The following is a 26,832-nucleotide window of genomic DNA, read 5'->3' on the forward strand; positions in this document are numbered from 1 at the left end:
CCCGCTTAGGAGAACCGATGACTGAAGTCACCCTGTCGCCAGCAGGCGGCGGCCGCGACCGGATTGAGCCGGTCGATATCCAGAACGAAATGCAGTCGAGCTACATCGACTACGCCATGAGCGTCATCGTCGGGCGCGCGCTGCCCGACGTGCGTGACGGCCTCAAGCCGGTACACCGCCGCGTGCTTTACGCGATGTACGACAACGGCTACCGCCCCGACCGCAGCTACGTGAAGTCGGCCCGACCGGTCGCCGACACGATGGGTAATTTCCACCCGCACGGCGACGCGTCGATTTACGACACGCTCGTACGCATGGCCCAGCCGTGGTCGCTGCGCTACCCAATGGTCGACGGCCAGGGCAACTTCGGTTCGCGCGGCAACGACGGCGCGGCCGCTATGCGTTACACCGAGTGCAGGCTCACGCCGCTCGCGATGGAAATGCTGCGCGATATCGACCACGAGACGGTCAATTTCGTGCCGAACTACGACGGCAAGACCCAAGAGCCAACCGTGCTGCCCGCGCGTGTGCCCGCGCTGCTGATGAACGGCAGCAACGGCATCGCCGTCGGCATGGCAACCAACATTCCGCCGCACAACCTCAACGAGCTCGCCGAAGCCATCTACTGGGCGTTGGAGAACTACGAGGCCGACGAGGAATCCACCCTCGCCGCGTGCATGGAACGGGTCAAGGGCCCTGACTTCCCGACTAGCGGCCTGATCGTCGGCGGTCAGGGCATTCACGACGCCTACACCACCGGTCGCGGGTCCATCCGCATGCGCGGTGTCGTTGAGATCGAAGAGGGCAGTCGCGGTCAGACGCAGATTGTCATCACCGAGCTGCCGTACCAGGTCAACACCGACAACTTCGTCAACTCCATCGCTGAGCAGGTCAAAGACGCCAAGATCGCGGGCATCTCCGACATCCACGATGAGTCGTCGGACCGGGTTGGCATGCGCATCGTCGTCACGGTCAAGCGCGACGCGGTTGCCAAGGTTGTGCTCAACAACCTTTACAAGCACACCCAGCTGCAAACCAGCTTCGGCGCCAACATGCTGTCGATCGTCGACGGCGTCCCGCGCACGCTGCGCCTCGATCAGATGATTCGCCACTACGTGAATCACCAGCTTGAGGTCATCGTTCGTCGCACCACCTACCTGCTGCGCAAGGCCGAAGAGCGGGCGCACATCCTGCGCGGCCTGGTCAAGGCGCTCGATCTGCTCGACGAGGTCATCGCGCTTATTCGCGCGGCGGCCAACACCGACACCGCGCGCACCGGCCTGATGCAGCTGCTTGAGATCGACGAGATTCAGTCGAACGCGATTCTTGAGATGCAGCTGCGTCGCTTGAGCGCGCTTGAGCGTCAGCGCATCGTCGACGATCTTGCCAAGATCGAGCTGGAAATCGCCGACTACAAAGACATTCTCGCCAAGCCCGAGCGTCAGCGTGCGATCGTGCGCGACGAGCTTGCTGAGATCGTCGAAAAGCACGGCGACGAGCGGCGTACCAAGATCATCGCCGCCGATGGCGACGTTGCCGACGAAGACCTCATCGCCCGCGAAGACGTCGTCGTCACCATTACCGAGACCGGCTACGCCAAGCGCACCAAGACCGACCTGTACCGCTCGCAGAAGCGCGGCGGCAAGGGTGTTCAGGGCGCTGGGCTCAAGCAGGACGACATCGTCAAGCACTTCTTCGTGTCGTCCACCCACGACTGGCTGCTGTTCTTCACGAACAAGGGCCGCGTGTACCGCGCGAAGGCGTACGAGCTGCCCGAAGCCAACCGGACCGCGCGTGGTCAGCACGTCGCCAACCTGCTCGCGTTCCAGCCGGATGAGAAGATCGCACAGATCATCCAGCTCAAGACCTACGAGGACGCGCCCTACCTGGTGCTCGCAACGCGGGCCGGCCTGGTGAAGAAGTCCAAGCTCACCGACTTCGACTCCAACCGTTCCGGCGGCATCGTCGCGGTGAACCTGCGCGACGACGACGAACTTGTCGGTGCCGTGCTGTGCTCGGCCGAAGACGATTTGCTGCTCGTTTCCGCGCACGGCCAGTCGATTCGCTTCTCGGCGACCGACGAAGCGCTGCGTCCGATGGGCCGCGCCACGTCCGGCGTCCAGGGCATGCGCTTCAACGCCGACGACGAATTGCTTTCGCTGAATGTGGTCCGTCCGGAGACATATCTGCTGGTCGCGACCGCTGGCGGGTACGCGAAGCGCACCGCGATCGAGGAGTACACCGCGCAAGGCCGTGGCGGAAAAGGCGTATTGACAATCCAATACGACCCGAAACGTGGCAGCCTGGTTGGTGCGCTCATCGTCGACGACGAAGACGAGTTGTACGCGATCACTTCGGTGGGTGGCGTCATCCGCACCGCAGCTAAACAAGTTCGTAAAGCCGGACGCCAAACAAAGGGCGTGCGATTGATGAACCTCGCGGATGGCGATACCTTGCTAGCGATCGCACGCAACGCCGACGAGCCCGATCCCGATCAGCTCAACGGTGACGCGGCCACGGCGTAACAACCACATCAGCGGCGGCAACGAACGGATCTGAGGATTCCATTGACCACACCGAATCAGTCGAACGACGATCGGAACTCGACCAACGGCGTCACCGAGCGGGTGGCCTCTTCTCCGATCCAGCCGCGGCCGATCCCTCGTCAGGGTGGCGCTGAGTCGGCGGCACCGGAATCCGCTGAGCCGTCGGGCTCGAATGCGCCGACGGTGAAGGCGAAATCCTCGCCGTACCAGGATGGTTGGGCGCAGCTGCCGCAGCGGGAGCCGCAGTCGAACCTGTACCGGCCCGGCGAGTCGCCGAACTCGGGTAGGTCGTCGGGTCAGTCGGCACCAGCGAGTAGCGGCGGCGGACTCGGCGGCGGTGGGCTCAAGGGCAGCGGGTCGAACGCCCGCACCACCGCCGACCTCGCCGCCAAGGCCGCGCGCAAGGAAGCGGCGATGGTGAAGTCGGTCGGCATCGACGGACCTACTCGCTCGATCGCGCGTCCTGAGCTGGTCAAGGACATGCCCGACCTGTCTGAGGTGCGTCACCCCACCCCGGAAGCGCCCCCCGCGGCCGCGACCGGGCTACCGATGGCGCAGATCCCAACGCCGAGCGCCCGTACCGTGTCGGCGACCGCGCCTGCCGGTCCGGTCGCGATCGCTGCCGCATCATCGGGTGACCCGCTGCGTGCGACGGTGCAGATTCGACGCATCGATCCGTGGTCCACGTTGAAGATCACGCTGGTCATCAGCGTCGCGCTGTTCTTCGTGTGGATGCTCGCGGTTGGTCTGCTCTACATCGTGCTCGCGGGCATGGGTGTGTGGGACAACCTCGATTCGAGCCTCGGCGAGATGCTCAACCCGGACGGTTCGGGTTCGAGTCTCATCGACGCGGGCACGATCTTCGGCTATGCGGGCGTGATCGGACTTATCAACGTGGTGCTTTTCACGGCGCTCGCCACCGTTGGTGTGTTCATCTACAACCAGTGCTGCGATCTGGTCGGTGGCATCCAGGTGACCCTGGCTGACCCGGACTAGGCATCGGTTTTCCACAGCGGCCGGTCGACCCAAAAACAGGGTTTGACCGGCCGTTTTGGTTATTGGACGTGCGGTAGGGTAACCTCGTTCCTCGTTGGAAACAACACGGTACGGGCCTATAGCTCAGGCGGTTAGAGCGCTTCGCTGATAACGAAGAGGTCGGAGGTTCAAGTCCTCCTAGGCCCACTCCCGAAAAACACCCGTTAAGGTGGGAATTATGAAACTTGTCCTTACTGTCGGTGTTGTCATCGCGGTTCTGGTCGGTCTCGCTAAATTCCGCAAGCGTGAGGAAAGCGCCGACGTGTGGCACGAAGTCACCGCTCGCTAACCTACCTACACTCGGGGCCTTAGCTCAGTTGGTAGAGCGCCGCCTTTGCAAGGCGGATGTCAGGAGTTCGAATCTCCTAGGCTCCACAATCGCCCGTTTCTCCACATTTCACCGTGGGGGAGCGGGCTTTTTGCTTTCCCTTACGCTCAGTGCCCGTGAACGCTTCGGTTTTCGACTTCCTCGTCACCGCTACGCCGAGTCCCGCTGGCCGCCTGCATTCGGACCGGCTTGACACCCCAGCGATGTTGGCGCGTCACGGTGAGCGCGCGGGTGCGTTCGAAGCCACCATCGACCGTGCCGCCGTTGCTGGATTCGACAGCACCACAATGGGTTCGGCGTTTCTCGGCGGCTATCAGGAGGCGTTGCGCGCGCTGGTGTGGCCGATCGCCAACGACGAGTTGGCGTCGATGTGCGCGACTGAGGCTGGTGGTGGGCGTCCGTCGGCGATGACGACCACCGTCGACGGCGACGGAGTGGTGCGCGGCACCAAGACCTTCGCCACCCTTGGCGAGTTCGCGACCCGGTTCTTGGTAATCGCGGTAGCGGGTGTGCTGGACGACAAGCCGCTGCTGCGCGCGGTCTGGGTACCCGCGAACGCCATTGGCGTCACGGTGACGCCGCTGGACGCCTTGCCGTTCGCGCCAGAGATCCCACACGCGAGCGTGCGTTTCGACGACGTGGTTGGGCAGTTGCTACCCGGCGATGGTTACACCGATTATTTGAAGCCTTTCCGCACTGTCGAGGACTTGCACGTCCTTGCCGCTGTGCTTGGTCAGTTGGTACGGGTGGGCAGGGTTGCGAATTGGCCGAATGTGGCGTTAGAGCGCCTCCTAGCGGTGTTTGCGGCGGTGCGTGGACTGAGCGGTGACGCGGAAGCGAACTGCGCGGGCGTGCACATCGCCCTTGGTGGAGTTTTTGACCAGCTCGCCGCGCTGCTCGCGGATCTAGAGCCGCTGTGGGAATCGGTTGACCCGGAAACGGTGGCGGCTTGGGAGCGCGACACTCCGCTGCTTGGGGTGGCAGGGAAGGTGCGGGCGCTGCGCTTGGCTGCCGCCTGGAAATCAGTGTCTGGAACGCGGAGCTCGTAGCTAGTTTTAACTCGCTAAAACGGCCCGGAAAATGGGGAGCGGGCCTCGGCGAAGGGGGGGAGTTAGCCGAGGCCCGCGTAAGGTCGGCCCGGGGGGGAGGGGCCGACGTGAATGATCCTACGCGATGTCTGGCCAATTCGGGGACGCGCAACAGAGAAATTTCTTGCGGAGTGTCACTTCGGTGCGTTACGTGCCGGTAGGTTTGCACTGGTCCAGGGCGATTTCGCTCGGCCGTTTATCCGACTCGTTCGCTAAAGGTGCTGTCTAGCAACGCTTTTCGTGAGATAGCCCATTCGTGAAACTCCCTGATGCGTGAAGCGGCGCGATTGTGACTTCGCGCAAATGCGCACGAAATCAGTCCGATTCGTCGCGTGTCGCGTAGGTATGGGCATGTCGTGAACGGCCCTGTTCGCCTTGACGATCCGCCAACCTTGCTCCCGCCAAAATCTCGGATGAAACTTGTCGGTGGGTGGGGCAATACTGGGCGTACCTACGAGGTGAGGAGAATCATGCCCGACGCAATCGTTGCCGAGGGTCTGGTCAAGCGGTACGGGCGGCTCACCGCCCTAGACGGGCTCGATCTCACCGTGCCTGAGGGCACCGTCACCGCATTGCTTGGGCCGAACGGCGCTGGCAAGACCACGACCGTTCGCGTACTAACCACCCTGCTCGTTCCCGACGAAGGCCACGCCACCGTCGCTGGCATCGACGTCATGCGCAATCCACAAGCGCTACGTTCGCGCATCGGCGCGTCCGGCCAATACGCGGCCGTCGACGAATACCTCACTGGGTTCGAGAACCTGGAGATGGTCGGCAGGCTCTACCACCTTGGCACCGCGCGGGCCAAGGAACGGGCGCGCGAACTGCTTGACCGGTTCCGGCTCACCGATGCCGCCGACCGGCCGGTTAAGGGGTACTCCGGCGGTATGCGGCGCAGGCTCGACCTCGCGGGAGCGCTTGTCGCGAATCCGCCGGTGCTCTTCCTCGACGAGCCGACTACTGGCCTGGATCCCCGTGCGCGCCTTGATCTTTGGGACGTTATCGACGAATTAGTCGCTGGCGGAACAACATTGCTGCTCACCACGCAGTACATGGACGAGGCCGACCGGCTCGCCGATTCCATCGCGGTCATCGACCGAGGCAAGGTCATCGCGCGCGGCACCGCCGACGAACTCAAGACCCTCGTCGGTGGCGACCGCATCGAACTCACCGTCGCGTCCAACGACGAGCTCACCAGTGCGCGCGAGATCCTCGCCAGCGTCGCCGACGGCGAGATTCACGTGGAACAGGGCTTGCGTCGCATCACCGTTCCCGTGTCCGACGGCTCAACCGACCTGGTCACCGCCATCGGCAAGCTCACCGCGCACAAGATCGGCGTCAACGACGTCGCGTTGCGTCGGCCTTCGCTCGATGACGTGTTCCTCACCCTCACTGGGCACGAGGCCGAAGAACTGGTCAACGGTGCGGCCGCGCTCGACAAGAAGGGGACGGATCGATGACAACAACCGGGTTCGACGGCTTCGCGCCCATCGAGAAACTAGGCATCGGCCAACGGCTCGGCATGGTGGTCAGCGACAGCCTCACCATCGCCAAGCGCAACGTCACCAAGATCAAGCGCGTGCCCGACGTGCTCATCTTTTCCACGGCGTCACCGGTCATGTTCGTGCTGCTTTTCGCGTACGTCTTCGGTTCGGCCATCGAGATTCCCGGCATGTCCGGCGGTTATCGCGAGTTCCTGATGGCAGGCATCTTCGCCCAAACCGTGGTTTTCGGTGCCACCTTTACCGGTGCTGGCCTGGCCGAAGATATGCAGAAGGGCATCATCGACCGGTTCCGTTCGCTGCCGATGGCACCGTCGGCGGTGCTGTTCGGGCGCACGCTTTCCGACGTAGTGATCAACGTCGTTAGCCTCGTTGTGATGTCGCTGACGGGCTTGCTCGTCGGTTGGCGGATCCACTCTTCGGTGCTCGACGCGGTGCTCGCCTACGTGCTTTTGCTGCTTTTCGCGTACGCGGTTTCGTGGATCATGGCCGTTGTCGGCCTGCTTGTTCGCGCGCCTGAGGTGTTCAACAACGCCAGCTTCATGGTGATTTTCCCGCTCACCTTCCTCGCGAACACGTTCGTGCCGTTGCAGGGTTTGCCTACGCCGCTGCGGGTTTTCGCGGAATGGAATCCGGTGTCGGCGCTTACGCAGGCAACTCGCGATTTGTTCGGCAATACCGACCCACTGATGCCGGTGCCGTCGGCGTGGCCGTTGCAGCATCCTGAGGTGGCCACGTTGCTGTGGATCGTGGTGATCCTGGTGATCTTCGTGCCGCTAGCGCAGTTGCAGTACAAGAAGGCGGTCTCGCGCTAAAACAGCTTGGCCGTCCCTCGGGAGTCGAGGGACGGCCAATGCTTCACGTGAAACCTTGCGATTAGTCCACGGTGATGCTGGAAATCACGACGGGCTCGACCGGTCGGTCGTTGCGGTCGGTCTTGGTTTCGGCGATCGCGTCGACAACCTTGCGCGAATCGGGGTCGACGACCTCGCCGAAGATCGTGTGCTTGCGGTTCAAGTGCGGCTGCGCGCCCACCGTCACGAAGAACTGCGAGCCGTTGGTGCCAGGTCCCGCGTTCGCCATCGCGAGTAGGTAGCCGCGGTCGAAACGTAGTTCGGGATGGAACTCGTCGCCGAACTCGAAGCCCGGGCCGCCACGGCCGGTGCCGGTTGGGTCACCGCCCTGGATCATGAAGCCTGGGATCACCCGGTGGAACACGGCACCGTCATAGAACGGACCCGATTCCGTGCCGCCCGCGTTGGGCGTGGTGTACGGTGCGGTTCCCTCGGCGAGCCCGACGAAATTGCGCACGGTCTTGGGTGCGTGATTGCCGAAGAGCGCGATCTTGATGTCGCCGTGGTTCGTGTGCAGCGTCGCTACGGAGGTCTGATTGGGTGAGGTCACGCGAGTTATGGTGCCACGACGCGCCGTGTTCACCGCCCGCTCAGCGCCCGCGTGTTTCGGGCAAAACGGCACCCGGACTAGGGTCGGGCGTCGAAGGCGGCGGGCGCACGGGTGTGCCAAAGTGGTTGGCATGAAGCTTCGTAACCCACTGATCGCCACGCTCGCCGTCGCGGGTGCTGCCGCTGTCGCCGCGTTCGCCCGCAGCAAGCGTCCCCAACTTCCCGAGCCCGCTCTCGAACCGCCGCGTCTCGGCTACCGAGGTGGCAGCGAGACCAACGGCAGCGGTTCCCTCAGCTAGCCCCAGTCGTCCTGGCAACCGAGGCGAACCCGTTCACGACCAGGGCGTCGTAAACATCGTTCGGGTTCGCGCCAAGGTCCCAGCGACCGAAAATCAGCAGGCGTTCGTTGTCGCCATCGCGCACGTCGATTTCCAACATGGCCGTGCGCCGACCGATGCGGCGATACGACGGGATCGCTATCCGTTCGATCTGATCGAGCGGATAGGTCTTCGGTCCGGAGAACGTGCCAACGATGAGGCTCGGTGGCTTGCCTGGCACAACGGTAAGGCGCGGACGCTGCCGAAACCCAACAATCGCCATGCCAACCACCGCGATCGCGGCCAGTCCAATGAGCAGGCGCGATGGCCCGTCGGTGGCGAAAAAGGCGGCGACAACGAGAACGACGCCGCCAATCGACAGTGCGATAAGGGCGGAAGGCTTCGTCGACCACGACAACGGTTGCGCCGTCTGACCTGCGCTCATGCCGCTTTTGCCCCTATCGGTGTCAAAGTTGTCCACAGGTTCATCCACAGGGTGTGGATGAATGACAACGGTGTAATTCGCGGGGTTACCGCCACCGCATGGTCATGATCAGGCCAACGACCATCAGGCCGAAACCGATCAGGAAGTTCCATGCGTTGAGGTCGCTCATCCAGCTGATGTGCTCGGCGGCGAGGTAGTAGACAATCAGCCACACGAGGCCAGCGAGCATGAAACCCAGCATGATCGCGACGTACCAGACCGGCGACGGCCCGAGCGCCTTCACCTTCACCGGGGTGCGGCTGGCGGGGCTTGGGGTTGAATCGGCCTTCTTGCGGACCTTGGACTTGGGCATGACGTCCTCGTATTCGGCGTACAGGTAAGCCCTAGGCTATCGCAACTCACGTACCCTCGACGCATGCGTGTATTGGTCGTCGACAACTACGACAGCTTCGTGTTCAACCTGGTGCAGTACCTGGGCCAACTTGGTGCCGAAGCGGTTGTCTGGCGCAATGACGACGCGCGGCTTAGCGATCTTGACGCTCTGCTCACCGAAGGCGACGAAGGCGGTCGCTTCGACGGCGTCCTCGTGAGCCCCGGCCCTGGCAGCCCCGACCGCGCTGGCGCGAGCATTCCGCTTGTCCACGCCGCAGCCAAGCACGGCACCCCACTGCTTGGCGTGTGCCTTGGGCACCAGGCCATCGGCGAAGCGTTCGGCGCGACCGTCGCCAAGGCGCCCGAGCTGCTGCACGGCAAGACCAGTTCGGTGTTCCATGTGGGCGCGGGCGTGCTCGCCGGCCTGCCTGACCCGTTCACCGCGACGCGCTACCATTCGCTCACCGTCGTTCCCGAGACGATGCCCGACGAACTCGTCGAGGTCGGACACACCGAAAGCGGCATCGTGATGGCGATGCGTCACCGCGACCTGCCCATTCACGGCGTGCAATTCCACCCCGAATCGGTGCTCACCCAGGGCGGACACCGGATGCTCGCGAACTGGCTTGAGGTGTGCGGCAAACGCCCTGCCGAAGGTCTCGTTTGCGCGTTGGAAGCCGAGGTCGCCGCACTGGTCACCCAGTGAGCGTGCGGCCGTGGGTCACATTGTCGGTCGCGATGAGCATCGACGGCTACATCGACGACGCGTCACCTGAGCGACTGTTGCTGTCGAACGCGGCCGACTTTGACCGTGTCGACGGTTTGCGTGCCGCTTCGGACGCGATCCTGATCGGCGCGCGCACCTTGCGCACCGACAATCCGCGGTTGCTCGTCAACGATGCCGACCGTCGCGCCGCGCGGGTTGCGCGCGGCGAGCCGGAGTACCCGGTGAAGGTGACGGTCACGGAGTCGGGTGAGTTGGACCCGACGCTGCGGTTTTGGCACACGGGCGGAAAGAAGCTGGTCTACACCGGCGCGCGGGGGGCTGCGGAACTGCGGATGCGATTCGGCGGTGATTTTGCCGAAGTCGAGATCGTCGCGCTCACCGATCTCTCGCTCGCGGCAGTCCTCGACGACCTAGGCGCACGCGGGATTCGCGAACTGATGGTCGAAGGCGGCACCGGTATCCACACCGGCTTCCTTTCCGCCGGTCTCGCTGACGAATTGAAGCTCGCCATCGCCCCGATTCTGGTCGGTGATTCGGCAGCGCCGCGCTTTGTGGATAACTCTGATTTCCCCGGTGGTCCACAACACCGTATGGAGCTCAAGGGTGTGGACAAACTTGGGGATATCGCTGTGCTTAACTACCGGGTCAGCGATCGCCAACACCCCAAATCAAGTCCCATAGACAGCTAATTGCACAGGGTCTGACCTGCGAAAACAAGTCTATTCACAATCGATGCACAGGTTTTGCGACGAGGTGAATATGACTCACTCCACATCTTCCCCAGGTTGTGGATAACTTGCTAGTCACAAAGGGAGCGCATGGGTACAAACAGCCCAACCAACAGCACTGATGAAGCGTTTATGCACAGGGCGATCGACCTCGCACGCCAGTGCCCGCCAAGCGAAACGGCCTACTCGGTCGGCGCGGTGATCGTCGTTGACGGCGAAGAAATCGCAACCGGTTTCTCGCGCGAGGGCAACGACGAAAAACTGCACGCCGAAGAAGCCGCGCTCAACAAACTCGACCCGGCCGACCCGCGACTGACCCGCGCGACGATCTACAGCACCCTCGAACCATGCTCAACGCGCGCGAGCAAAGACCACCAACCCTGCGCCGAACGAATCCTCGCAGCGGGCATTCCGAACGTGGTCATCGCGTGGCGCGAACCAAGCCTGTTCGTCGCGGCGTGCGCGGGTGTGGATAACTTGCGCGAAGCGGGCGTCGACGTGCGCGAACTCCCCGACCTCGCCGAGCAGGCGATGGCACCCAACCGCCACCTGAACCTGAATTAGCAAACCAACAGCTAGGGCCGCCCATAGATCGCGGTCACAAATTCCCCAAGCTGATTGTCGTCGAGATGGCGAGCCAAATCGGCTTCGCTGATCATCCCGACGAGCCGTTTGTCTTTGATCACCGGCATCCGTTTGACCCGATGCCCTTCCATCTCGTCAAGCACTTCTTCGACGTCAGCGTCGGCGTCGACCCAGCGCGGTGTGCATTCGCACAGTTCAGCCGCCAATGTTTCGGCCGGATCGAGTCCGAGCGCGACGCACTTCACGACGATGTCGCGGTCGGTGATGATGCCGCACATGCGGTCGTTCTCATCGGCGACAACGAGCGAACCAACGCCCATGTCGGCCATGACGGTGGCCGCGGTCGCCACGGTGTCGCCCCGGGCGATCCAATGGGTGCCGGGCTTCATGATGTCTTTGGCCTGGGTCATCCCGATATTGTGCGCCCAGCGAACCCGCAGCTAGCGGGTTCGCCGCTCAATCGAGACAGAGCCAAACTCAGCGCGGGCCGAGCGACGCTCCGACCTGCAAAACCACGTTTCCGCTCAACAGCACCGACGAACCGGGCGATGGACTCTGCCCGACGACCTTGCCGGAGGTTGAGCCGTCAAGCGTGATGACGGTGGTCTGCGTGAGCTGGCCGGTCCACCCGAGCGCTCGCAACTGCTCTTGCGCCTGCGACGGCGTGAGCCCCGACAGGTCGGGCAGCGTAATCCGGTCGCCCGCCGACACCTGCACGGTGATCGTCGAACCCTTCTCCGCGGTGGTCCCGCCGGCCGGGCTCGTCGAGATGACCTGACCCTTCGGCAGTGACGACTTCACTTCTTGCACAACAACTTTGAAGCCAGCCGAGTCGACAAGATTGGGCTGAGCAACCGAGATGTCCTGGCCGACAACCGTCGGCACTCGCACCTGTTCCGGGCCGCCACCGAGCGTCAAAACGACAGCCTGGTCGGCGTCGATACGCGCGCCCGCTGCTGGCTCTTGGCCCGTGACCTTGTCGGTTTCGGCAATGCTCGACGACTTGCGCGCCACGTTCGGGTCGAGTCGCAGCCCGATCGAGTTGAGCTTTTGCTCAGCTTCGGCCTGCGAAAGGCCCGTCAACCGAGGTACCTGCACCTGCGACGGACCGGTCGATACCTGCACCGTGACGGTCGCGCCTTCGTCGATGCGTGAACCGCCAAGCGGCTGAGTCGCGATCACATTCCCAACGGCCACCTTGCCGTCGGGTTTTTGCTGGACAGCGACGTGGAAGCCGGCCTTGGTGAGCGTGTCCTGCGCGATCTGGGCCGCCTTGCCTGACACGTCAGGCACGGCGATCTGGTCGGGCTTGCTGCCGGGCCCGACCAGCACCCAGAACAGCCCGAAAACCACCGCGACAGTGCAAACGACGCCCGCCGCGATATACCCGGTTCGCCGCGAACCGCCCCCGTCGATGGCGGGCTGCTGGCCCGTGTTGCCGTCGCCGTAGTAGTGCGGCTGTGGATAACCGTCGGAGTCGTAATAGTCGTCGTCAGAGTCGTAATTAACGTCTGGCGCCTCGTCGGGCGACATCACCACCGGCGCGATCGGCTTCTGCCCACCGAGCACCCGAATGAGGTCAGCGCGCATTTCCGCGGCGGTTTGGTAGCGGTTGGCCGGGTTCTTGGCCATCGCCTTGAGGATCACCGAGTCGAGTTCACGCGGCACGTTCGGGTTCACCGTCGACGGCAGCGGCGGGTCTTCCTTGACGTGCTGGTAGGCCACAGCGAGCGGCGAATCGCCAATAAACGGTGGCTGACCAGTGAGGACTTCAAAGAGCACGCAGCCGAGCGAGTACACATCCGACCGAGCGTCGACCGTTTCACCGCGCGCCTGCTCGGGGGAGAGGTACTGCGCGGTGCCGATCACGGCCGACGTCTGCGTCATCGGATTCGCGGCATCGGCGATGGCGCGCGCGATGCCGAAGTCCATCACCTTCACCGCGCCAGCGCGGTTGATCATGACGTTGGCGGGCTTCACATCGCGGTGAACGATGCCAGCCTTGTGGCTGAAGTCGAGCGCGGCGCACACGTCGGCGATGATCTCCATCGCCTTGCGGGGCGGGATCGGACCCTTGCTGCGCACGATGTCGCGCAGGGTGTCGCCCTCGACGTATTCCATGACGATGTAGGGCAGCGGACCGTTGTCGACCGTGGCTTCGCCGGTGTCGTACACCGCGACGATCGCCGGGTGATTCAACGCCGCCGCGTTCTGCGCTTCGCGCTTAAACCGCAGGTAGAACGTTGGGTCGCGCGCGAGGTCGGCCCGCAGCACCTTGATCGCGACATCACGCGAAAGTCGCAGGTCGCGGGCCTTATGGACCTCCGACATGCCGCCGAACCCGATGATCTCGCCCAGCTCGTAGCGGGACGAGAGGTTCTTCGGGGTCGTCATCGGCTTCCTTCGACTGCTGGCTGAGTCGTCGAGTCCTGTGGACTGAACAGCCCATCGCTGTTGGGGAACGGAAAGTCGAGCGTCGGCGGCTTGCGGGTGGTTGTCGGGGATCCGTTGTTCGCGCTTGTCGTTGGCACCGGCTTCGTTGTTGTTGGCTTAGCCGTTGTCGTCGGCGCTGCCGTTGTTGTCGGGGGCACCGTCGTCGTCGGCTCGACCGTCGTTGTTGTCGGCGGCGGGGTAGTCGTCGTCGGGCGCGGTGCCTGCGTTGTCGTGACAGGTGCCTCGCTCGGCGGAACGATCGGCGGCGCGAACGTGGTCGTCGGTGCCGGTCGCGTTGTCTGCACCGTCGTTGTCGTCGGGGTTGTGCCCGAGTCGCGGTTGGGTTCGGTGCCCCAGATCAGCCAAAACACGCCGCCACCAAGCAACAGCGCGCCAACACCGAGCGCGATCAGCCACCATTTCTGGTTGCTGTCGCCACCGTTACCACCAACCGCAGCGGGCGGGGCGGCGTGCGTTGGCGGGCCGCCGTAACCGCCTGGGGGCGGGGTGAGCGGGGGCGGCTGCTGCTGACCGAAGCGCATGGTCGCGCCCTCGTAGTCGCCAGCGGGCAGCACCGAAGGCGGCAGGATGCGCGTCGCGCCGGTCATCGACGGGTTCGCCCCAGCCGACAGCGGCGGCGGAGGCATGTGACCTGCCCGCACGGCAGCGACCGCGTCGGCGAATTCGCCACCGCTCGCGTACCGCTGCGACGGGTCTTTCGCCATCGTGATCGCGATGAGTTCGTGCACGTTGGGCGGCAAATCGGCAGGCAGCGGCGGCGGGGCGTCGCGCACGTGCTTCATCGCGACGGTGATCGCGCCTTCGCCAGTGAACGGTCGGACGCCAGCGAGCGCCTCGTAACCGACGATGCCGAGCGAGTACACGTCGCTCGCCGCGGTCGCGTCTTCGCCAACAGCCTGCTCAGGCGCGATGTACTGCGCGGTGCCCATGACCATGCCGGTCTTGGTTACCGGTGACGCGTCGACAGCTTTGGCGATACCGAAGTCGGTGATCTTCACCTGACCGGTCGGCGTGACGAGGATGTTGCCCGGCTTCACGTCGCGGTGCACAACACCCGCCGCATGCGCGACTTCCAGCGCGCGACCAGTCTGCTCAAGCATGTCGAGACCCTGGACGACCGAGAGTCGACCCATCCGGTTCAGCACCGCGTTCAGCGGCTCACCGGCGACCAATTCCATGACCAGATAAGCGGTTTCGCCACCGGACGGGTCGGTGGTCTCGCCGTAGTCGTAAATGCCAGCGATACCGGAGTGGTTGAGCTGCGCGGTAGTTCGCGCCTCGACCCGAAACCGCTGCCGGAACGTTGGATCGGCGGAGAACTCGGTCTTGAGCACCTTCACCGCGACACGACGATCGAGTCGCGTGTCCATCGCTTCCCACACCTGACCCATACCGCCGGTAGCGATCAGTCGCTGCAGGCGGTATCGATCGGCGATCATGGCACCGTTGTTCAGCATCGGGGCCCCCGTGTTGTCACTCGCACACTCATTTCGTTCAGCCCCCTGCCAAGCCCGCGTCGAGCACAGCCCTGGCGATCGGTGCCGCCACCGAACCGCCGGTAGCGGCAAGCGCTCGGTCGCCGCCGTTCTCGACGATCACCGCGATGGCGATCTTCGGGTTTTGCGCGGGCGCGAAGGCCATATACCAGGCGTGTGGCGGGGTGTTACGCGGATTGCTTCCGTGTTCGGCGGTTCCGGTTTTGGACGCGATCTGGTAGCGCGACCTGCCACCTCCCGCCGTGTTGGCTTCGGAGGCGACCATCAAGTTTTGCAACGTTGACGCTACCTGTTTGCTCACCGCCTGGCCCACCGAGACCGGGTTGGTCTTGGCCAGCTCCGAAAGATCAGGCGCCTGAATCGAATCCACGAGGTACGGCCGCATCCGAGTGCCACCGTTGGCGATGGTTGCCGCGATGACCGCGACCTCAAGCGGCGTGACCGCGACGTCGCGCTGACCGATGCCGGACTGACCGAGCGCGGCAGCGTCGGGGATCGGACCGACCGTCGACTCGGCGACCGGAATCGGCACGGTCTGGTCGGCCTGGCCGAACCCGAACGCGGCGGCCTGGTCTTTGAGCTTGCTCGCGCCGACCTTGTTGGCCAACTCGACGAACGCGGTGTTGCACGAGCGACGGAACGCTTCATACAGCGTGGCTGTCGGTTCGCCGCCGCACGTGCTGCCGTTGTAGTTCTCCAACGTCGTCGACGTGCCGGGCAACGTGATGTTGGGCGCGGCGGTGAAGCGGTCGTCGGGCGTTGTCCCGCCTTCGAGCGCGGCTGCGGTGACGACGGTTTTGAACGTTGATCCGGGCGGATAGGTCTGGGAGACAGCGCGATTGAGCATCGGCTGCGCGGGATCGGAACTCAAGCGCTCCCACGCCGCGCGACCCGACGCACCATCGTGGCCCGACAGTTCGTTCGGGTCGAAACTCGGCGTCGACACCATCGTGAGGATCTTGCCGGTGCTCGGCTCGATCGCGACAACCGAACCGGTGTAACCCTTCGACGTCATCTGCTCGTAGGCGACCTGCTGCATCGCCGGGTTGATCGTGGTGAGCACGTTCGCGCCGCGCGGATCGCGACCGGCGAACATGTCAATGAGCCTGCGGCCGAACAGACTTGAGTCGTTCCCCGAAAGCAGCGGGTCCTCGGCGAGTTCAAGCCCGGTCTTGCCGTACTGCATCGAATAAAAGCCGGTCACCGGCGCGTACGCGGGCGGCATCGTCGGGTAAACGCGCAGGTACTTGTAGCGATCGTCGGTGGCGACCGAGTTGGCGGCCACAGTTCCGCCTGCCGAAATCTGGCCGCGCTGACGCGAATACTCGTCAAGCAGCACACGCGAATTGCGCGGGTCGGCACGCAGTTCGTCGGCTTTGCCGACCTGGAGGTAAGTCGCGTTCGCGAGCAGGGCGACAACCATCACCATGACGGCGATCGCGACGCGACGTAGCGGTTTGTTCATTCGCTCGCCCTGCTTTCTGACCTGCGGAACATCTCAGTCGGCGCCTCCGCGATGGGCGCGGGACCGCGCTTGCGAGCGGGCGCTGGCGCGCGGGCGGCGTCGGAAATCTTCATCAGCAGACCGAGCAGTGCGTAGTTGGCGAGCAGCGACGAGCCGCCGTAAGACATGAACGGCGTGGTCAAACCGGTGAGCGGGATCAGTTTCGTGACACCGCCGACGACGACGAAAACCTGAATCGCGATGGTGAACGCGAGGCCTGCGGCAAGCAGTTTGCCGAAGCTGTCGCGCACGGCGATCGCGGTGCGAAGGCCACGCACGATGAAGATCAAGAACAGCATGAGTACGGCGGCGAGGCCGATGAGGCCGAGTTCTTCGCCGATAGTGGTGACGATGAAGTCGGTTTTGGCGAAGGGGACCGTCTGCGGTCGACCCGAGCCCAAACCGGTACCAGCGAGCCCACCGGTCGCGAACCCGAAGAGCGACTGCGAAATCTGGTAGCCGGTGTTGTTGTAGTCGTCGAACGGGTGCAGCCAGGTGTCGACGCGCACGCGCACATGCCCAAACAGCTGATACGCGAAGACGAAACCAAGCGCGAGTAGACCGCCACCGATGAGCAACCAGCCAACGCGCTCGGTCGCGATGTAGATCATCACGAGCACGGTGCCGAAGATCAAAAGTGAAGTGCCCAAATCCTTTTCGAGCACAAGGACCGCGATGCAGACCACCCACACGATGAGCACGGGGCCCATATCGCGCGGTCGCGGCCACTCCATCCCGAGGAAGTGCTTGCCTGCGGCGGTGAACAAGTCACGCTTAGCGACAAGCACGCCAGCGAAGAAAATGATCAGCAAGATCTTGGCGAATTCGCCTGGCTGCACACTGAATCCGGGTAACCTGATCCAGATCTTGGCACCGTTGACCTCGGAAAACTGCCCAGGCAGCAGCGCTGGAATGGCAAGGGCGACAAGGCCAACCAGGCCGAGCGTGTAGGTGTAGCGCGCGAGTGTTCGGTAGTCGCGCAACACAAGCAGCAGCCCAACAAACATCACAATGCCAAGCGCGGTCCACATCAGCTGCGCGTTCGCGTCCGGCGAAGGAATCGGCGAAGAGTTGTATGCCGCTTTTTCCGCGTCGGCGAGGTCGAGCCGGTGAATGAGCACGAGCCCAAGTCCGTTGAGCAGTGCCACAATTGGCAACAACAGTGGGTCGGCGAAGGGCGCGAACTTACGCACCGCGAGATGCGCCACCAAAAACAGTGCGAGGAACGCGGCACCGTATTTGAGGATGTCGAGGGTGATCGACTGTTCCTGCGAAGCTTCGACAATAAACAGCGCGACCGTGGTGATTACCGCCGCGAAGGCGAGTAACACCAGTTCCTGATTGCGCCGAGTCGACGGCGGCGGGGCGGGCGCGAACCCGCCAGGCGGGCTCGGAAAAGCCCCCGCTGACGGTGGTTGTGGTGGTGCGGACATCAGTCCGTCACCCGGCAAGTCTCCCCTGAGATCTGCGGGGGTGTGGTCGGGGCAGTGGTCGGCACCGGTGCGGGAGTGGTGATCGGTGCAGGCTGGTCTTGGCCCGGCGTGGGCGTCGGCACGGGCAGCTCAGTTGGCAGCACGCCAGGCTGCGGCACCGCTTCCTTCTTCGGGCACGGCGGAAGCAGCTCGTTGCGCGCGAGCATGTTCATGCTTTCGCGTGCCTTAGCGAGCGAATCCGGCGGTAGACCCTTCTGCACCTGTTCGCGACCGGTCGACTTCAAGTCGGTGACCAGCAGTTTCTTGCACCCCGTCGGGGTCGAGCCGCCATCGTTGATGAGCGTGAGCGCACCAGTGCGGTCGACGCAGCCAGTGAGTTCGACGTCGTGAATCGAGTAGCCGAGGATCGCGCCGGGCAGGCCGCGCATCACAACAACGCGGTCGTTGTCGACGCCAACGTAGTAATTCGAGCGAATCATCTTGTAGCCGATGACAAGTCCAACAACAACGGCCGCGATGAGCGCGAGCGAAAGCAAAAGCCAACGCAACTTGTGCGACTTGCTCTCCGGCGGCGGCGGGGGAGCGGCAGCGCGACGCGGCTGCGCGCGCGGCGGGCGCATCGCGGCAGCGCGACCAGCCGCGGTGTTCGGCGGCGGGCTGTCTTCCTCTTCCTCCGTCGACGCCGCACCAGCGACGATGGGGTGCGACTGCCCGTAATCGAGGTCGATCACATCGGCGACAACAACGGTGACGTTGTCGGGGCCACCACTGCGCAACGCCAATTCGATGAGCCGGTCGGCGCACTCGTCGGTGTTGCCTTCGCGCATCGTGTTGCCGATGGTTTCATCGCTCACGACGTCGGAAAGACCATCCGAACACAGCAGGTAGCGGTCGCCAGCGCGTGCTTCGCGCATCACGAGCGTCGGGTCGATCTCGTTGCCGGTGAGCGCGCGCATGATCAGCGACCGCTGCGGATGCGTGTGCGCCTGCTCCGGCGTGATGCGACCCTCGTCGACGAGCGACTGGACGAACGTGTCGTCGCGCGTGATCTGGGTGAGTTCACCGTCGCGCAACAGGTACGCGCGCGAGTCGCCGATGTGGACCATGCCAAGCTTGCGGCCCGCGAACAAGATCGCGGTGAGCGTGGTGCCCATGCCGTCGAGTTCGGGTTCGGCCTCGACGTGGTCGGCGATGGCGGCGTTGCCGGAATGCGTCGCGCGATCAAGCTTGCCGAGGATGTCCTCGCCTGGCTCGTCGTCGTCAAGATGGGCGAGCGCGGCAATCATCAACTGGGACGCGACTTCACCAGCGGCGTGGCCGCCCATTCCGTCGGCTAGGGCCAGCAGGCGAGCGCCCGCGTAAACCGAATCTTCGTTGTTGCCCCGGACAAGTCCGCGGTCGCTTCGCGCGGTATAGCGCAGAACAAGTGTCACGATCGCAGCTCGATCACTGTTTTGCCGACCCGGACAGGAGTACCGAGCGGAACACGGACGGCGGTGGTGACTTTCGCGCGGTCTAGATAAGTGCCGTTGGTTGACCCAAGGTCCTCCACATACCAGTCGTCACCACGCTGAGAGAGTCGCGCGTGTCTGGTAGAGGCATAGTCGTCGGTGAGTACCAGCGTTGAATCGTCGGCGCGGCCAATGAGAACTGGCTGCGCGCCGAGCGTGATTCGAGTGCCGGCGAGTGAACCATGAGTCACCACAAGATATTTGGCGCCCTTCTGGCCTCGGCGAACCGACCCGAGCCCGAGACCCGAAGCACGCGAAGAGCGGTTGGGCCGAGGTTGGGGTCGAATGCCGGATGCCGCGTAGATATCGCTGCGCAAGGTTCGTAGCACAGCCCAGACGAAAAGCCAGAGCAGCAGCAGAAAGCCAGCGCGGGTCAACTGCAAGATCAATCCCTGCACTGGCTTCCACCTCCTGTTCGCGGCGTAGTCGGGTACGGCAGGTTGGCGCGAACCACCCCCACCAGCGTGCTGGCTTGCGGGCTCCGACGATAACCGGCTGTCGAAGCCCTACGTGTAATGGCAGCATCATAGGGCCGAGCGGGCTGACCCGTGACCTGCACCGCGCAGCTTACGGGATCAGACGATCCTGATCAGGATCTCGGAATGCCCGGCCCGGATCACGTCGCCGTCGGCGAGCTGCCAATCCTGGACCGGCGAACCGTTAACCAGGGTGCCGTTTGTTGAACCAAGATCGGACAGCATCGCGGTTTGCCCGTCCCAGCGCACCTCGATGTGGCGACGCGAGACGCCCGTGTCGGGTAGCCGGAAATGGGCATCCTGACCTCGGCCGATGATGTTGGAGCCCTCACGCAGCTGGTAGGTGCGGCCCGAACCGTCGTCGAGTTGCAGGGTTGCTGAGTACGAAGCCTGCGGGGCCGCGTAACCGGCTTGCGCGCCGTAGCCCTGCTGGCCGTAGCCGCCCTGCTGACCGTATTCGTCGGCGCCGTAGGCGGGCTGGTCGTAACCGGCGGGTTGTGCATATCCCTGCTGGGCGTAACCCTGGTCGCCATAACCGTTTTGGGCTGGCGCTGCGGGCTGGCCGTAGCCGCCCTGCTGGTCGTAGGCGGGGTCGGCGTACGCCTGGCCGCCCTGCTGGCCGTAACCACCTTGCGCGCCGTAGCCCTGCTGGCCGTAGCCGCCCTGCTGGTCGTAAGCCGGGTCAGCGAAACCGTTTTGGCCTGCGGGCGCGCCATAGCCCTGCTGCGAGTACGCCTGACCGGGCTGGGCATAGCCGCCCTGCTGGTCGTACGCCTGCTCGCCGTACGCCGACGGTGCCGGGTAACCCGGTTGCGGCTGACCTGGCTGTGCTGCCGGTTGGCCGTAGCCGGGGTACTCGCCCTGCTGGCCGTACGCCTGCTGGTCGTAGCCGGGCTGTCCGTATCCGGCCTGCTGGTCATAGCCGGGCTGGCCATACTCATCATTGCCATACGCACCACCGGGCGCGGCGCCACGGCCCGCAGGCGGCGGCGCGTACCTGCGGTTGCGTGGATCGGACTCCGCGGGCTCTCGGCTCGGCTCGTAGCCTGAGTTGTGCGTCATGGGGCCAGCTCCTGGTTGCGGGTGTGCGGGTCGTTGTGGCTGTTCGCGGCTAGGTGTCGCGGACGGGCGACCAGCGTCGGGGTCGACGCGGCCGCTCGTTCTGAACTGTCCGGTGTGCAGCGTAGGTGATGCCTCGAAAGCCACGTGTACTTCGCCGTAGGTCTGCCAGCCCTGCTCTCGGATGTAGTCCTGGAGATGTTTGGCGAACGCCTTGGTGGTGAGGTCGTGATCGGCGTCGAGCTTGCTGTGGTCGGCAGTATTGATCGTGATGATGTAAGAGTTGGGAGCGAGCTGGTGCCCACTCGCCAATTCCTGCACCTGATCGGCGGCTTCGCGTTGCAAAGCAGCCTCTACCTCTTGGGGTACGACACTGCCCCCAAACACGCGCGCGAACACATCACCGACAGCGCCCTGCAAGGCACGTTCGAATCGTGAGACGATGCCCATAACAGCCCTCCCTTCGGTGCTTCCCGGCGTGTCCGGACCCCGGCCACATTCCTTGCATGATATCCACGATCGTCCAACCAGGTAACTCCCGGCGAGCAACGCCGGTTCCCGCGCGAAATCGCGCCGCATCGTCGCAGGTCAGAGCGACGATTTTATTTTCGACCCCGCAGCGTGTTAGATTTTTCCTTGTCGCTCGGGCGAGTGGCGGAATGGCAGACGCGCTGGCTTCAGGTGCCAGTGTCCGTAAGGACGTGGGGGTTCAAGTCCCCCTTCGCCCACAGAGGGCTGTTTGCGAAACCGGCCTGGTCAGGTTTGCGAAACCTGACCGACGGTTTCAGCAGACGGCTTGAAACGATCGAAACCCTGGCTCATAACATGTGAGCCAGGGTTTTTTTGTGTCGAGTAGGGGTCGGTAGCGCCTGGTACCCGCTGTTTTTGGGTTGGTGTGCATATCTGGGCGACCCCAGGAGCGTGCGCGGTACGCAGTTGGGGTTGTCAGCGCGGGGATCGGGCTGATGGTCCTGTTCGTGGTGGCGTGTTCTCGTCGGGACGATACGCGCCGATCGGGTGTCGATGACGTCGTCTGTCTTTGCCCGTGGTAGTGCGCCGCGCAGCGGGTGTCGACCCGCCTGAACGGGTCAAAAATGTCCGGACCTTGCGAACATTGGTGGCGGTGGTGATGAGAGCGACCGCGAGGAACTGGGCGGTGTAGCCGCGCATACGTCGCCGACCAGGCTCGGCTAAGTTCCCGTAAGCAGGGTCTTTGATCGTGCCGTTGTAACCCTCCGTGGTGTTGCGGTCGGTGGCGTAGCGGGCATGCCAGTTCGCGGTTCCGTACTGGAGGTCTTGGGCGTGTTTGGCGCCGTCCTCGGCACTGAAAGTGGTGGATTCGCGGTTGGTGCAGATCCGCGGCGGGTCGACCGGTGGCTTCAGCACGGTGGGCAGACCGAGCGGGGTGCTGGCAGCGCGGGGTTTGAGCGGACAGGCAACAGAAGGCGAGGGACCAGCTGCGGGGCAACGCATCGGCCGGTAGCCGTCGGCATCAGGGCTGGCCTTGGGAGTGAGCATGTAGTCGGCTCGACGGGCTAGTCGTTGCAGATAGGTGTCGAGGTCGATGAGGTCCTCGCGGTACTCGCGGGTGGCATCGATGAGGCCGCGCGGCATCGACGGGCAATACCAAGACCCTTCGACCTGGATCGCGCCGTGGCGCGAAGTCATCACTCCGAGTTGGTCATTGCGGTAATCGAAGACGAGTTCATAGCCCAAGGCGCGCGCGGGAAGTTGGAGCTTGCCGGGCTTTGACTTGGGCAGGTACGCGCGGTCACCAGTGAGATAGCGGGCTGGCATGCCACGTTGGTGAAGTGAGGTCAGGCAGGCGACGGCGTTCTCAGCAACACGGTGCCCGGGCGCGTCGAAGGAGAGCGCGACGGCCAACAGTGGGTAGTTCGGTGCAACGCCGGGGGTGTCGGCGGTCATGGTGGTGATGATGGCCTCGTATGCCCACACGGATTTGGGATCGCGGCCGTGGCTGGGGTCGCGATGATCGTCGTGGCGGCTGTACCAGCCAGCATCGATGTCGGGGCTGCACAGGGTGTCGGGATCACGGTTGCTGCGTGCGGGGGATCCACGTTTGCCCCACACCGGCACCGGTGTCGCGTCGACGCAGACGTCACCAGCCCATTCGCCACGCTGATGAGGCGGGATCATCTGGTAGCTCAGATGCAATAGCTGGTTGGCCAACCAGACGCAGCGCGCCTGCCGCTGTCGGCACAGGTCAAGGTCGCGGGCAGCGCGGATCGCCTCGACTTCAGCTGCGGGCAAACGCTGGCCAGGTGTGCCGGGCGCGGAGTCGATGACCTGGAGCAGCCGAAGAAAGGCCCGGCGGACGACGAAGTACAGGTGGTCGCGGACGGTGTGTCCAGATGATCCGAACCTCTGCGGATCCACCCCGAGCAGATCGAGAGATTCCGGCGTGAGTCGCGACCTCAGAGTTTCCGTGACCCGCGTCAGCAGCAAGGGCTCGTCATTGAGTGCGAGCAGCATCAACAGCGTCAGAACAACCCGGTCACGATTCGGCAGCGCAGCTGGGCGTCCACCCGTGCGTGACCGGCCTGGAGTGTCGTCGTCGCGCCATTGTGTGATCTGTTCGAGAACACCGGAGCGATCCAGAGCAACAACGACATCGCGCACTATCTCGGTCGAGAACACCGGCCGTGTCCCGACACCGCCGGGCAGCGCGAGGTGCTCGTCGGTGTCCTCAGCGAAGCGGGTCGGCCGGTGGGCGCGGCTCACCGGTCCTCTCGAGCGCCGTGCAGCGCCCGACGCACCGCATCAACCTCAGCGGTAGGGATATGGGCGACGAACTTGCTCAGGCCCTGCACCGATTCGATTCCTGCCGCATCCATCAACGTGTGCACAGGCACTGCGTTGACCAGATGTCCGACGATCCAGGTAGAACGCATCCGATATGAATTCGGGCCCGGCTCACCGCTTCCTGCGCTTGCGAAATTGCTGATCAGGTTCCGGGTTCTTTTGCGGCCCGGCAAGAACACGTGGTCGGTACGGTCATTGCTTTCAATGACCCGGATCAACGGCTCGGACCACTCGACGCGCACAGGGATCTGCCGTGCCCGCGCTCCGCTCACCGTGATCAACACACCCAGGTCATCGACGCGGAGATCGGCGACCACGATCGCGGCGATCTCAGCGGCGAACATGCCTGCCCCTAGACCGAGACACAGCAGCCGTTCAGCCTGAACGCGCCGGTTGGCGGTGGGTTGGCCGTAAGCCCAGGCACGCAACGCCGCTACCTCGGCATCGGTGTAGGGAGCCAACGGGTCGATCCGTCCCGGTCCAGGCAGGTCGCGGCGCGCGTACTCGGGCATCAGCCGTTCCGAGGTTCGGGTCAGCAGGCGTTTGAGGTTGGCGACTGACCGAGGTGTCATCTCCTCGGTGCCGTGGGCAAGGAAGTCCCGGATCGTCGCCGGATGCAGCACTGTCTGTCGTTCCAGGTCGAGCCCCGCTGTGCGGCGACACCACCGAGCCAACCGGGTACATGCCCACAGAAGATCTCGGGTCGCTGTCGGCGTAGGCGGATCGCAATCGGTCACCACCGCCAAAACAAAGCTTCGGATGGCCGACCATTCCTGGTCGGGAATATTGGGAATGTAGCTGTCTAGCAAGGACTCTCGCGTCTTCCGATCAACATCGCGATCTGTTGATACAGACGATAGCGAGCTGAGCTCCTGCTGTCGTGGCGACACCGTGTTTACGCTTGTGCGATGCCGCGACCTCGACGCGTCGACCCACGCGAACTCACCGACTCCTGGCCCACCGTCCCCGCCTCGACCGCCGTCGGTGAGGCAGCCCGGCTGCTCGCGCTCAACCTGCGCACCGCCCTTGGCCCGGGAACCAGCGTCCGGGGTGCCTCTGCTCGGACCGGGGTCAACCACGCGGTGATCGCCTGCATCCTGGCCGGCACTACCTGGCCCGACACCGAAACTGTCGCTCGCCTCGAAACCGGGCTTGGCGTCGCGCTTTGGCCCGTTTTGGGCAGCGACGGCATCTACCGGGCCACCGCCATTCGGAATCCACGAAATCGTCGAAAGCTTGACTGACCTGCGCATAAGCATGCTCAATTCCCCACGCTCGATCGCCCCGCGCGTGCCTACACCGAAACTGGTGTGGGGCGGGGTAACGTCGAGCGCGGATCGTGCCTGTTGTGGCCGTCCGTTTGGAACCCCGCCCGCCTGCCGTCCAAAGCGTCGGGTGGGGTTTCTTCATTCGTCTACATCAGCACTCCTTCGTTGGAGGACAAGTCGGTGTTAGCCGGTGGCGGCTAGAGCACCATTCCCGGATATCCGATCTGTGCTCGGGCGGCCGTAGACCATCCGTGCTCGGCCCGCATCGTCGCTGACATCAGCGCTGCGATCCGCAGTGGAGTAACGCCATTGCGCGGGACCAACTTTGGTGATCCTCGGTTCGTTTTCGACGAGCTTGGTCATCGCCTGGTAGATGCTGTGTCGCGGCCGCGCAGGCTCCTCCCAGCCCCTGGCGACAAGCATCGCTACCAGGTCCTGAGACCTCAGCAGCTCGTTGGGGTGCTCGATGAACACCTCCCGCAGCCGGTTAGAAACTGTGCCCGCCGGCGACCGACTGCCCGGGCCCCGCACCGCCGGAACAGCCACGCACGACGACAACACGGATTGGGATTTTGTGGGTGCGATGTCGATTCGCTCCTCGACGGGAATCCCGGTGGACTGCGGCTCAGTAGCGGGCACCGTAACCGCAGTTGCGCACAGGTCCAATAGTTGTCGACACCCGTACTGAAGCTCAGCAGGCGGGTGCCGGTTCGACCCTAACTGCGCGAGTGCCCGGTAGTAGCCCACAAGAGCTGTCAATGTCGAAGTCACTTCAGCTTCGCGCCCTGCCAATAGGGCCAGATCGTCAACCATGCGCAGCAATCACCTACCCCGTCGTTGTGGAGGGCTCAGATACCGGCAGCTATCAGAGCACAGAGGGCAGCTCCCCAACGCGTGACGCGCCCAACCGCACACCAAAAGACCAGTTGCGCAGCACGTTCGCAGTAAGCGCTCATCGGCCCAATAATGCAGCGATCTAGCTACCTTCGATCTATGTGCTGGTTCCGCCAGCGGAAACATTCGCTCGACGGCCAGCGACGAAGGTCGGGAGAGGCGTTGGATCCTGATCGCCGTGCCTCCCGAACCGTCAAGGGTGGTTAGGCTGCTCGCGCCCGTAGGCGGCTTTCAAGTCCTGTTCGACCAATCGGCGAATGTAGGCCGACCGACTCAACTGCAACTCCCTCGCGCGCAACTGGGATCGCAGATCAAGATCATCTGTCATCGCTATGGGCCGCGCCCACATGCCTGGCTCGCAGTCGGCCTCGGTGTCAGAGGCCAACTCGACCTCAAGCCGCTCATCGGTGAAAACCAAGCGGTCGATCAACGCGTGCAGCTGCTCAGGGGTCATAGCCTGCGCATCGACAGGTGGTGCCGCCGCAGCGTGTGCCTCCTGATCGCTCGCCTCGCCAGTCGCCGAGTCGACATTACCCGGCGCCATGACCTTCGGGCACATGATCGACTCGCGAATACGTTCGTCAGACGTCTAGCGTCGGGTCCGCCGACGGCCCAGCGTCTGGAACAGGTGGTTCGTCGCTGCTGACGAACTCGTGGCCCTGTCCGTGCCGAGGAACCGGAAGCGAACTGCCGGGGAAAGCGATGCCGACCGCCGGCGCGGACTCGGGCCACTCCTGGGAGGACGGTCTGCAACAGTTCGGCATCAACGAGATGGTCGAATTCGGCTGAGTCGACACCGGCATCGAGGGCTTGATGTCGGGTGATCATGCCGGATTGC

25 protein-coding genes and 3 tRNA genes are annotated in these 26,832 nt (G+C 64.0%); 13 read left to right on the forward strand and 15 right to left on the reverse strand.

What is annotated here, in order from left to right; translation table 11 throughout:
* The first annotated feature begins 17 nt into the window (after positions 1–17).
* The 7 genes from gyrA to IEX78_RS14085 all read left to right on the forward strand — a co-directional run bounded on the left by gyrA (position 18) and on the right by IEX78_RS14085 (position 7,314).
* The gene (gyrA, locus tag IEX78_RS14055) at positions 18–2,525 is read left to right on the forward strand and encodes a DNA gyrase subunit A (RefSeq protein ID WP_188829317.1); all 2,508 of its coding nucleotides are present in this window, start codon (positions 18–20) and stop codon (positions 2,523–2,525) included.
* A gap of 42 nt (positions 2,526–2,567) precedes the next feature.
* Positions 2,568–3,542, forward strand: a complete 975-nt coding sequence (locus IEX78_RS14060) for a DUF3566 domain-containing protein (protein WP_188829318.1) — start codon at positions 2,568–2,570, stop codon at positions 3,540–3,542.
* Positions 3,543–3,654: 112 nt separating this feature from the next.
* Positions 3,655–3,728: transfer RNA gene (locus tag IEX78_RS14065), tRNA-Ile, on the forward strand.
* Positions 3,729–3,883: 155 nt separating this feature from the next.
* Positions 3,884–3,956: transfer RNA gene (locus IEX78_RS14070), tRNA-Ala, on the forward strand.
* A gap of 69 nt (positions 3,957–4,025) precedes the next feature.
* Positions 4,026–4,958 (forward strand): acyl-CoA dehydrogenase family protein, encoded by a 933-nt coding sequence (locus IEX78_RS14075; protein WP_188829319.1) that lies wholly within the window; start codon positions 4,026–4,028, stop codon positions 4,956–4,958.
* A gap of 509 nt (positions 4,959–5,467) precedes the next feature.
* Positions 5,468–6,457 carry an ATP-binding cassette domain-containing protein gene (locus IEX78_RS14080; protein ID WP_188829320.1) on the forward strand — a complete coding sequence of 330 codons (990 nt, stop codon included), beginning with the start codon at positions 5,468–5,470 and terminating at the stop codon, positions 6,455–6,457.
* Positions 6,458–6,519: 62 nt separating this feature from the next.
* Entirely contained in the window at positions 6,520–7,314 is a 795-nt protein-coding gene (locus IEX78_RS14085) for an ABC transporter permease (protein WP_229684008.1), read from the forward strand.
* A gap of 61 nt (positions 7,315–7,375) precedes the next feature.
* On the opposite strand, the gene IEX78_RS14090 is transcribed toward IEX78_RS14085, so the two are convergent.
* A complete protein-coding gene (locus IEX78_RS14090; protein WP_188829322.1) occupies positions 7,376–7,903 on the reverse strand; it encodes a peptidylprolyl isomerase in 528 nt (175 codons plus the stop codon).
* 130 nt (positions 7,904–8,033) lie between these two features.
* On the opposite strand from IEX78_RS14090, the gene IEX78_RS14095 reads away from it, so the two are divergent.
* Positions 8,034–8,201: a hypothetical protein gene (locus IEX78_RS14095; RefSeq protein ID WP_188829323.1), complete on the forward strand. Its 168-nt coding sequence runs from the start codon at positions 8,034–8,036 to the stop codon at positions 8,199–8,201.
* On the opposite strand, the gene IEX78_RS14100 is transcribed toward IEX78_RS14095, so the two are convergent.
* Both IEX78_RS14100 and crgA read right to left on the reverse strand, forming a co-directional pair.
* Positions 8,194–8,664 carry a PH domain-containing protein gene (locus IEX78_RS14100; protein ID WP_188829324.1) on the reverse strand — a complete coding sequence of 157 codons (471 nt, stop codon included), beginning with the start codon at positions 8,662–8,664 and terminating at the stop codon, positions 8,194–8,196. The two genes, IEX78_RS14095 and IEX78_RS14100, sit on opposite strands and share 8 nt — an antisense overlap.
* 85 nt (positions 8,665–8,749) lie before the next feature.
* Positions 8,750–9,016 (reverse strand): cell division protein CrgA, encoded by a 267-nt coding sequence (gene crgA, locus IEX78_RS14105; RefSeq protein ID WP_188829325.1) that lies wholly within the window; start codon positions 9,014–9,016, stop codon positions 8,750–8,752.
* Between the two features lie 63 nt (positions 9,017–9,079).
* On the opposite strand from crgA, the gene IEX78_RS14110 reads away from it, so the two are divergent.
* From IEX78_RS14110 to IEX78_RS14120, 3 genes are all read left to right on the forward strand, one after another.
* A complete protein-coding gene (locus IEX78_RS14110; RefSeq protein WP_188829326.1) occupies positions 9,080–9,742 on the forward strand; it encodes an aminodeoxychorismate/anthranilate synthase component II in 663 nt (220 codons plus the stop codon).
* A gap of 2 nt (positions 9,743–9,744) precedes the next feature.
* A complete protein-coding gene (locus tag IEX78_RS14115) occupies positions 9,745–10,452 on the forward strand; it encodes a RibD family protein (RefSeq protein WP_268240904.1) in 708 nt (235 codons plus the stop codon).
* Between the two features lie 129 nt (positions 10,453–10,581).
* On the forward strand, positions 10,582–11,055 hold the full coding sequence (locus IEX78_RS14120; RefSeq protein WP_188829328.1) for a deaminase: 474 nt from the start codon (positions 10,582–10,584) through the stop codon (positions 11,053–11,055).
* A gap of 11 nt (positions 11,056–11,066) precedes the next feature.
* Here the strand turns inward: IEX78_RS14120 and IEX78_RS14125 are convergent, their stop codons facing one another.
* From IEX78_RS14125 to IEX78_RS14160, 8 genes are all read right to left on the reverse strand, one after another.
* Complete coding sequence (locus tag IEX78_RS14125) at positions 11,067–11,486, reverse strand: CBS domain-containing protein (RefSeq protein WP_188829329.1); 420 nt, start codon at positions 11,484–11,486, stop codon at positions 11,067–11,069.
* A gap of 67 nt (positions 11,487–11,553) precedes the next feature.
* On the reverse strand, positions 11,554–13,470 hold the full coding sequence (gene pknB / locus IEX78_RS14130) for a Stk1 family PASTA domain-containing Ser/Thr kinase (RefSeq protein WP_188829330.1): 1,917 nt from the start codon (positions 13,468–13,470) through the stop codon (positions 11,554–11,556).
* Complete coding sequence (locus IEX78_RS14135) at positions 13,467–14,987, reverse strand: serine/threonine-protein kinase (protein ID WP_188829331.1); 1,521 nt, start codon at positions 14,985–14,987, stop codon at positions 13,467–13,469. The genes pknB and IEX78_RS14135 overlap by 4 nt, the downstream gene beginning before the upstream one ends.
* 37 nt (positions 14,988–15,024) lie before the next feature.
* Positions 15,025–16,491: a peptidoglycan D,D-transpeptidase FtsI family protein gene (locus tag IEX78_RS14140; RefSeq protein ID WP_188829332.1), complete on the reverse strand. Its 1,467-nt coding sequence runs from the start codon at positions 16,489–16,491 to the stop codon at positions 15,025–15,027.
* Entirely contained in the window at positions 16,488–17,963 is a 1,476-nt protein-coding gene (locus tag IEX78_RS14145) for an FtsW/RodA/SpoVE family cell cycle protein (RefSeq protein WP_188829333.1), read from the reverse strand. The genes IEX78_RS14140 and IEX78_RS14145 overlap by 4 nt, the downstream gene beginning before the upstream one ends.
* The gene (locus tag IEX78_RS14150; protein WP_188829334.1) at positions 17,963–19,396 is read right to left on the reverse strand and encodes a PP2C family protein-serine/threonine phosphatase; all 1,434 of its coding nucleotides are present in this window, start codon (positions 19,394–19,396) and stop codon (positions 17,963–17,965) included. Before IEX78_RS14150 ends, IEX78_RS14145 begins: the two co-directional genes overlap by 1 nt.
* Positions 19,393–19,872: an FHA domain-containing protein FhaB/FipA gene (locus IEX78_RS14155; RefSeq protein ID WP_188829335.1), complete on the reverse strand. Its 480-nt coding sequence runs from the start codon at positions 19,870–19,872 to the stop codon at positions 19,393–19,395. The genes IEX78_RS14150 and IEX78_RS14155 overlap by 4 nt, the downstream gene beginning before the upstream one ends.
* Positions 19,873–20,049: 177 nt before the next feature.
* Positions 20,050–21,459, reverse strand: a complete 1,410-nt coding sequence (locus tag IEX78_RS14160; RefSeq protein WP_188829336.1) for an FHA domain-containing protein — start codon at positions 21,457–21,459, stop codon at positions 20,050–20,052.
* A 195-nt stretch (positions 21,460–21,654) separates the two neighbouring features.
* Between IEX78_RS14160 and IEX78_RS14165 the strand changes: the two genes are divergently transcribed.
* Positions 21,655–21,737: transfer RNA gene (locus IEX78_RS14165), tRNA-Leu, on the forward strand.
* Positions 21,738–21,954: 217 nt separating this feature from the next.
* On the opposite strand, the gene IEX78_RS14170 is transcribed toward IEX78_RS14165, so the two are convergent.
* Together IEX78_RS14170 and IEX78_RS14175 are read right to left on the reverse strand one after the other, a co-directional pair.
* Positions 21,955–23,751: a hypothetical protein gene (locus IEX78_RS14170; protein WP_188829337.1), complete on the reverse strand. Its 1,797-nt coding sequence runs from the start codon at positions 23,749–23,751 to the stop codon at positions 21,955–21,957.
* Positions 23,748–24,455: a hypothetical protein gene (locus IEX78_RS14175; RefSeq protein WP_188829338.1), complete on the reverse strand. Its 708-nt coding sequence runs from the start codon at positions 24,453–24,455 to the stop codon at positions 23,748–23,750. Before IEX78_RS14175 ends, IEX78_RS14170 begins: the two co-directional genes overlap by 4 nt.
* 285 nt (positions 24,456–24,740) lie before the next feature.
* Between IEX78_RS14175 and IEX78_RS14180 the strand changes: the two genes are divergently transcribed.
* Positions 24,741–25,076 (forward strand): XRE family transcriptional regulator, encoded by a 336-nt coding sequence (locus IEX78_RS14180; RefSeq protein WP_188829339.1) that lies wholly within the window; start codon positions 24,741–24,743, stop codon positions 25,074–25,076.
* 207 nt (positions 25,077–25,283) lie between these two features.
* On the opposite strand, the gene IEX78_RS14185 is transcribed toward IEX78_RS14180, so the two are convergent.
* Positions 25,284–25,913: a hypothetical protein gene (locus IEX78_RS14185; RefSeq protein WP_188829340.1), complete on the reverse strand. Its 630-nt coding sequence runs from the start codon at positions 25,911–25,913 to the stop codon at positions 25,284–25,286.
* Between the two features lie 274 nt (positions 25,914–26,187).
* Positions 26,188–26,448, reverse strand: a complete 261-nt coding sequence (locus tag IEX78_RS14190) for a hypothetical protein (RefSeq protein ID WP_188829341.1) — start codon at positions 26,446–26,448, stop codon at positions 26,188–26,190.
* Between the last annotated feature and the right edge of the window lie 384 nt (positions 26,449–26,832).

This window comes from Nocardia camponoti (genome assembly GCF_014646135.1).
GTDB classification, from domain to species: Bacteria; Actinomycetota; Actinomycetes; order Mycobacteriales; family Mycobacteriaceae; genus Nocardia; species Nocardia camponoti.

What these genes read in the sequence shown, in the direction of transcription:
- IEX78_RS14110 (WP_188829326.1), top strand. Translation starts at nt 9,080, where the DNA reads ATGCGTGTATTGGTCGTCGACAACTACGACAGCTTCGTGTTCAACCTG.
- IEX78_RS14100 (WP_188829324.1), bottom strand. Translation starts at nt 8,664, where the DNA reads ATGAGCGCAGGTCAGACGGCGCAACCGTTGTCGTGGTCGACGAAGCCT.
- IEX78_RS14145 (WP_188829333.1), bottom strand. Translation starts at nt 17,963, where the DNA reads ATGTCCGCACCACCACAACCACCGTCAGCGGGGGCTTTTCCGAGCCCG.
- IEX78_RS14080 (WP_188829320.1), top strand. Translation starts at nt 5,468, where the DNA reads ATGCCCGACGCAATCGTTGCCGAGGGTCTGGTCAAGCGGTACGGGCGG.
- IEX78_RS14160 (WP_188829336.1), bottom strand. Translation starts at nt 21,459, where the DNA reads ATGGGCATCGTCTCACGATTCGAACGTGCCTTGCAGGGCGCTGTCGGT.
- IEX78_RS14085 (WP_229684008.1), top strand. Translation starts at nt 6,520, where the DNA reads ATGGTGGTCAGCGACAGCCTCACCATCGCCAAGCGCAACGTCACCAAG.
- IEX78_RS14190 (WP_188829341.1), bottom strand. Translation starts at nt 26,448, where the DNA reads ATGACCCCTGAGCAGCTGCACGCGTTGATCGACCGCTTGGTTTTCACC.
- crgA (WP_188829325.1), bottom strand. Translation starts at nt 9,016, where the DNA reads ATGCCCAAGTCCAAGGTCCGCAAGAAGGCCGATTCAACCCCAAGCCCC.
- IEX78_RS14095 (WP_188829323.1), top strand. Translation starts at nt 8,034, where the DNA reads ATGAAGCTTCGTAACCCACTGATCGCCACGCTCGCCGTCGCGGGTGCT.
- IEX78_RS14135 (WP_188829331.1), bottom strand. Translation starts at nt 14,987, where the DNA reads ATGCTGAACAACGGTGCCATGATCGCCGATCGATACCGCCTGCAGCGA.
- IEX78_RS14120 (WP_188829328.1), top strand. Translation starts at nt 10,582, where the DNA reads ATGGGTACAAACAGCCCAACCAACAGCACTGATGAAGCGTTTATGCAC.
- IEX78_RS14185 (WP_188829340.1), bottom strand. Translation starts at nt 25,913, where the DNA reads ATGGTTGACGATCTGGCCCTATTGGCAGGGCGCGAAGCTGAAGTGACT.
- gyrA (WP_188829317.1), top strand. Translation starts at nt 18, where the DNA reads ATGACTGAAGTCACCCTGTCGCCAGCAGGCGGCGGCCGCGACCGGATT.
- IEX78_RS14125 (WP_188829329.1), bottom strand. Translation starts at nt 11,486, where the DNA reads ATGACCCAGGCCAAAGACATCATGAAGCCCGGCACCCATTGGATCGCC.
- IEX78_RS14140 (WP_188829332.1), bottom strand. Translation starts at nt 16,491, where the DNA reads ATGAACAAACCGCTACGTCGCGTCGCGATCGCCGTCATGGTGATGGTT.
- IEX78_RS14180 (WP_188829339.1), top strand. Translation starts at nt 24,741, where the DNA reads ATGCCGCGACCTCGACGCGTCGACCCACGCGAACTCACCGACTCCTGG.
- pknB (WP_188829330.1), bottom strand. Translation starts at nt 13,470, where the DNA reads ATGACGACCCCGAAGAACCTCTCGTCCCGCTACGAGCTGGGCGAGATC.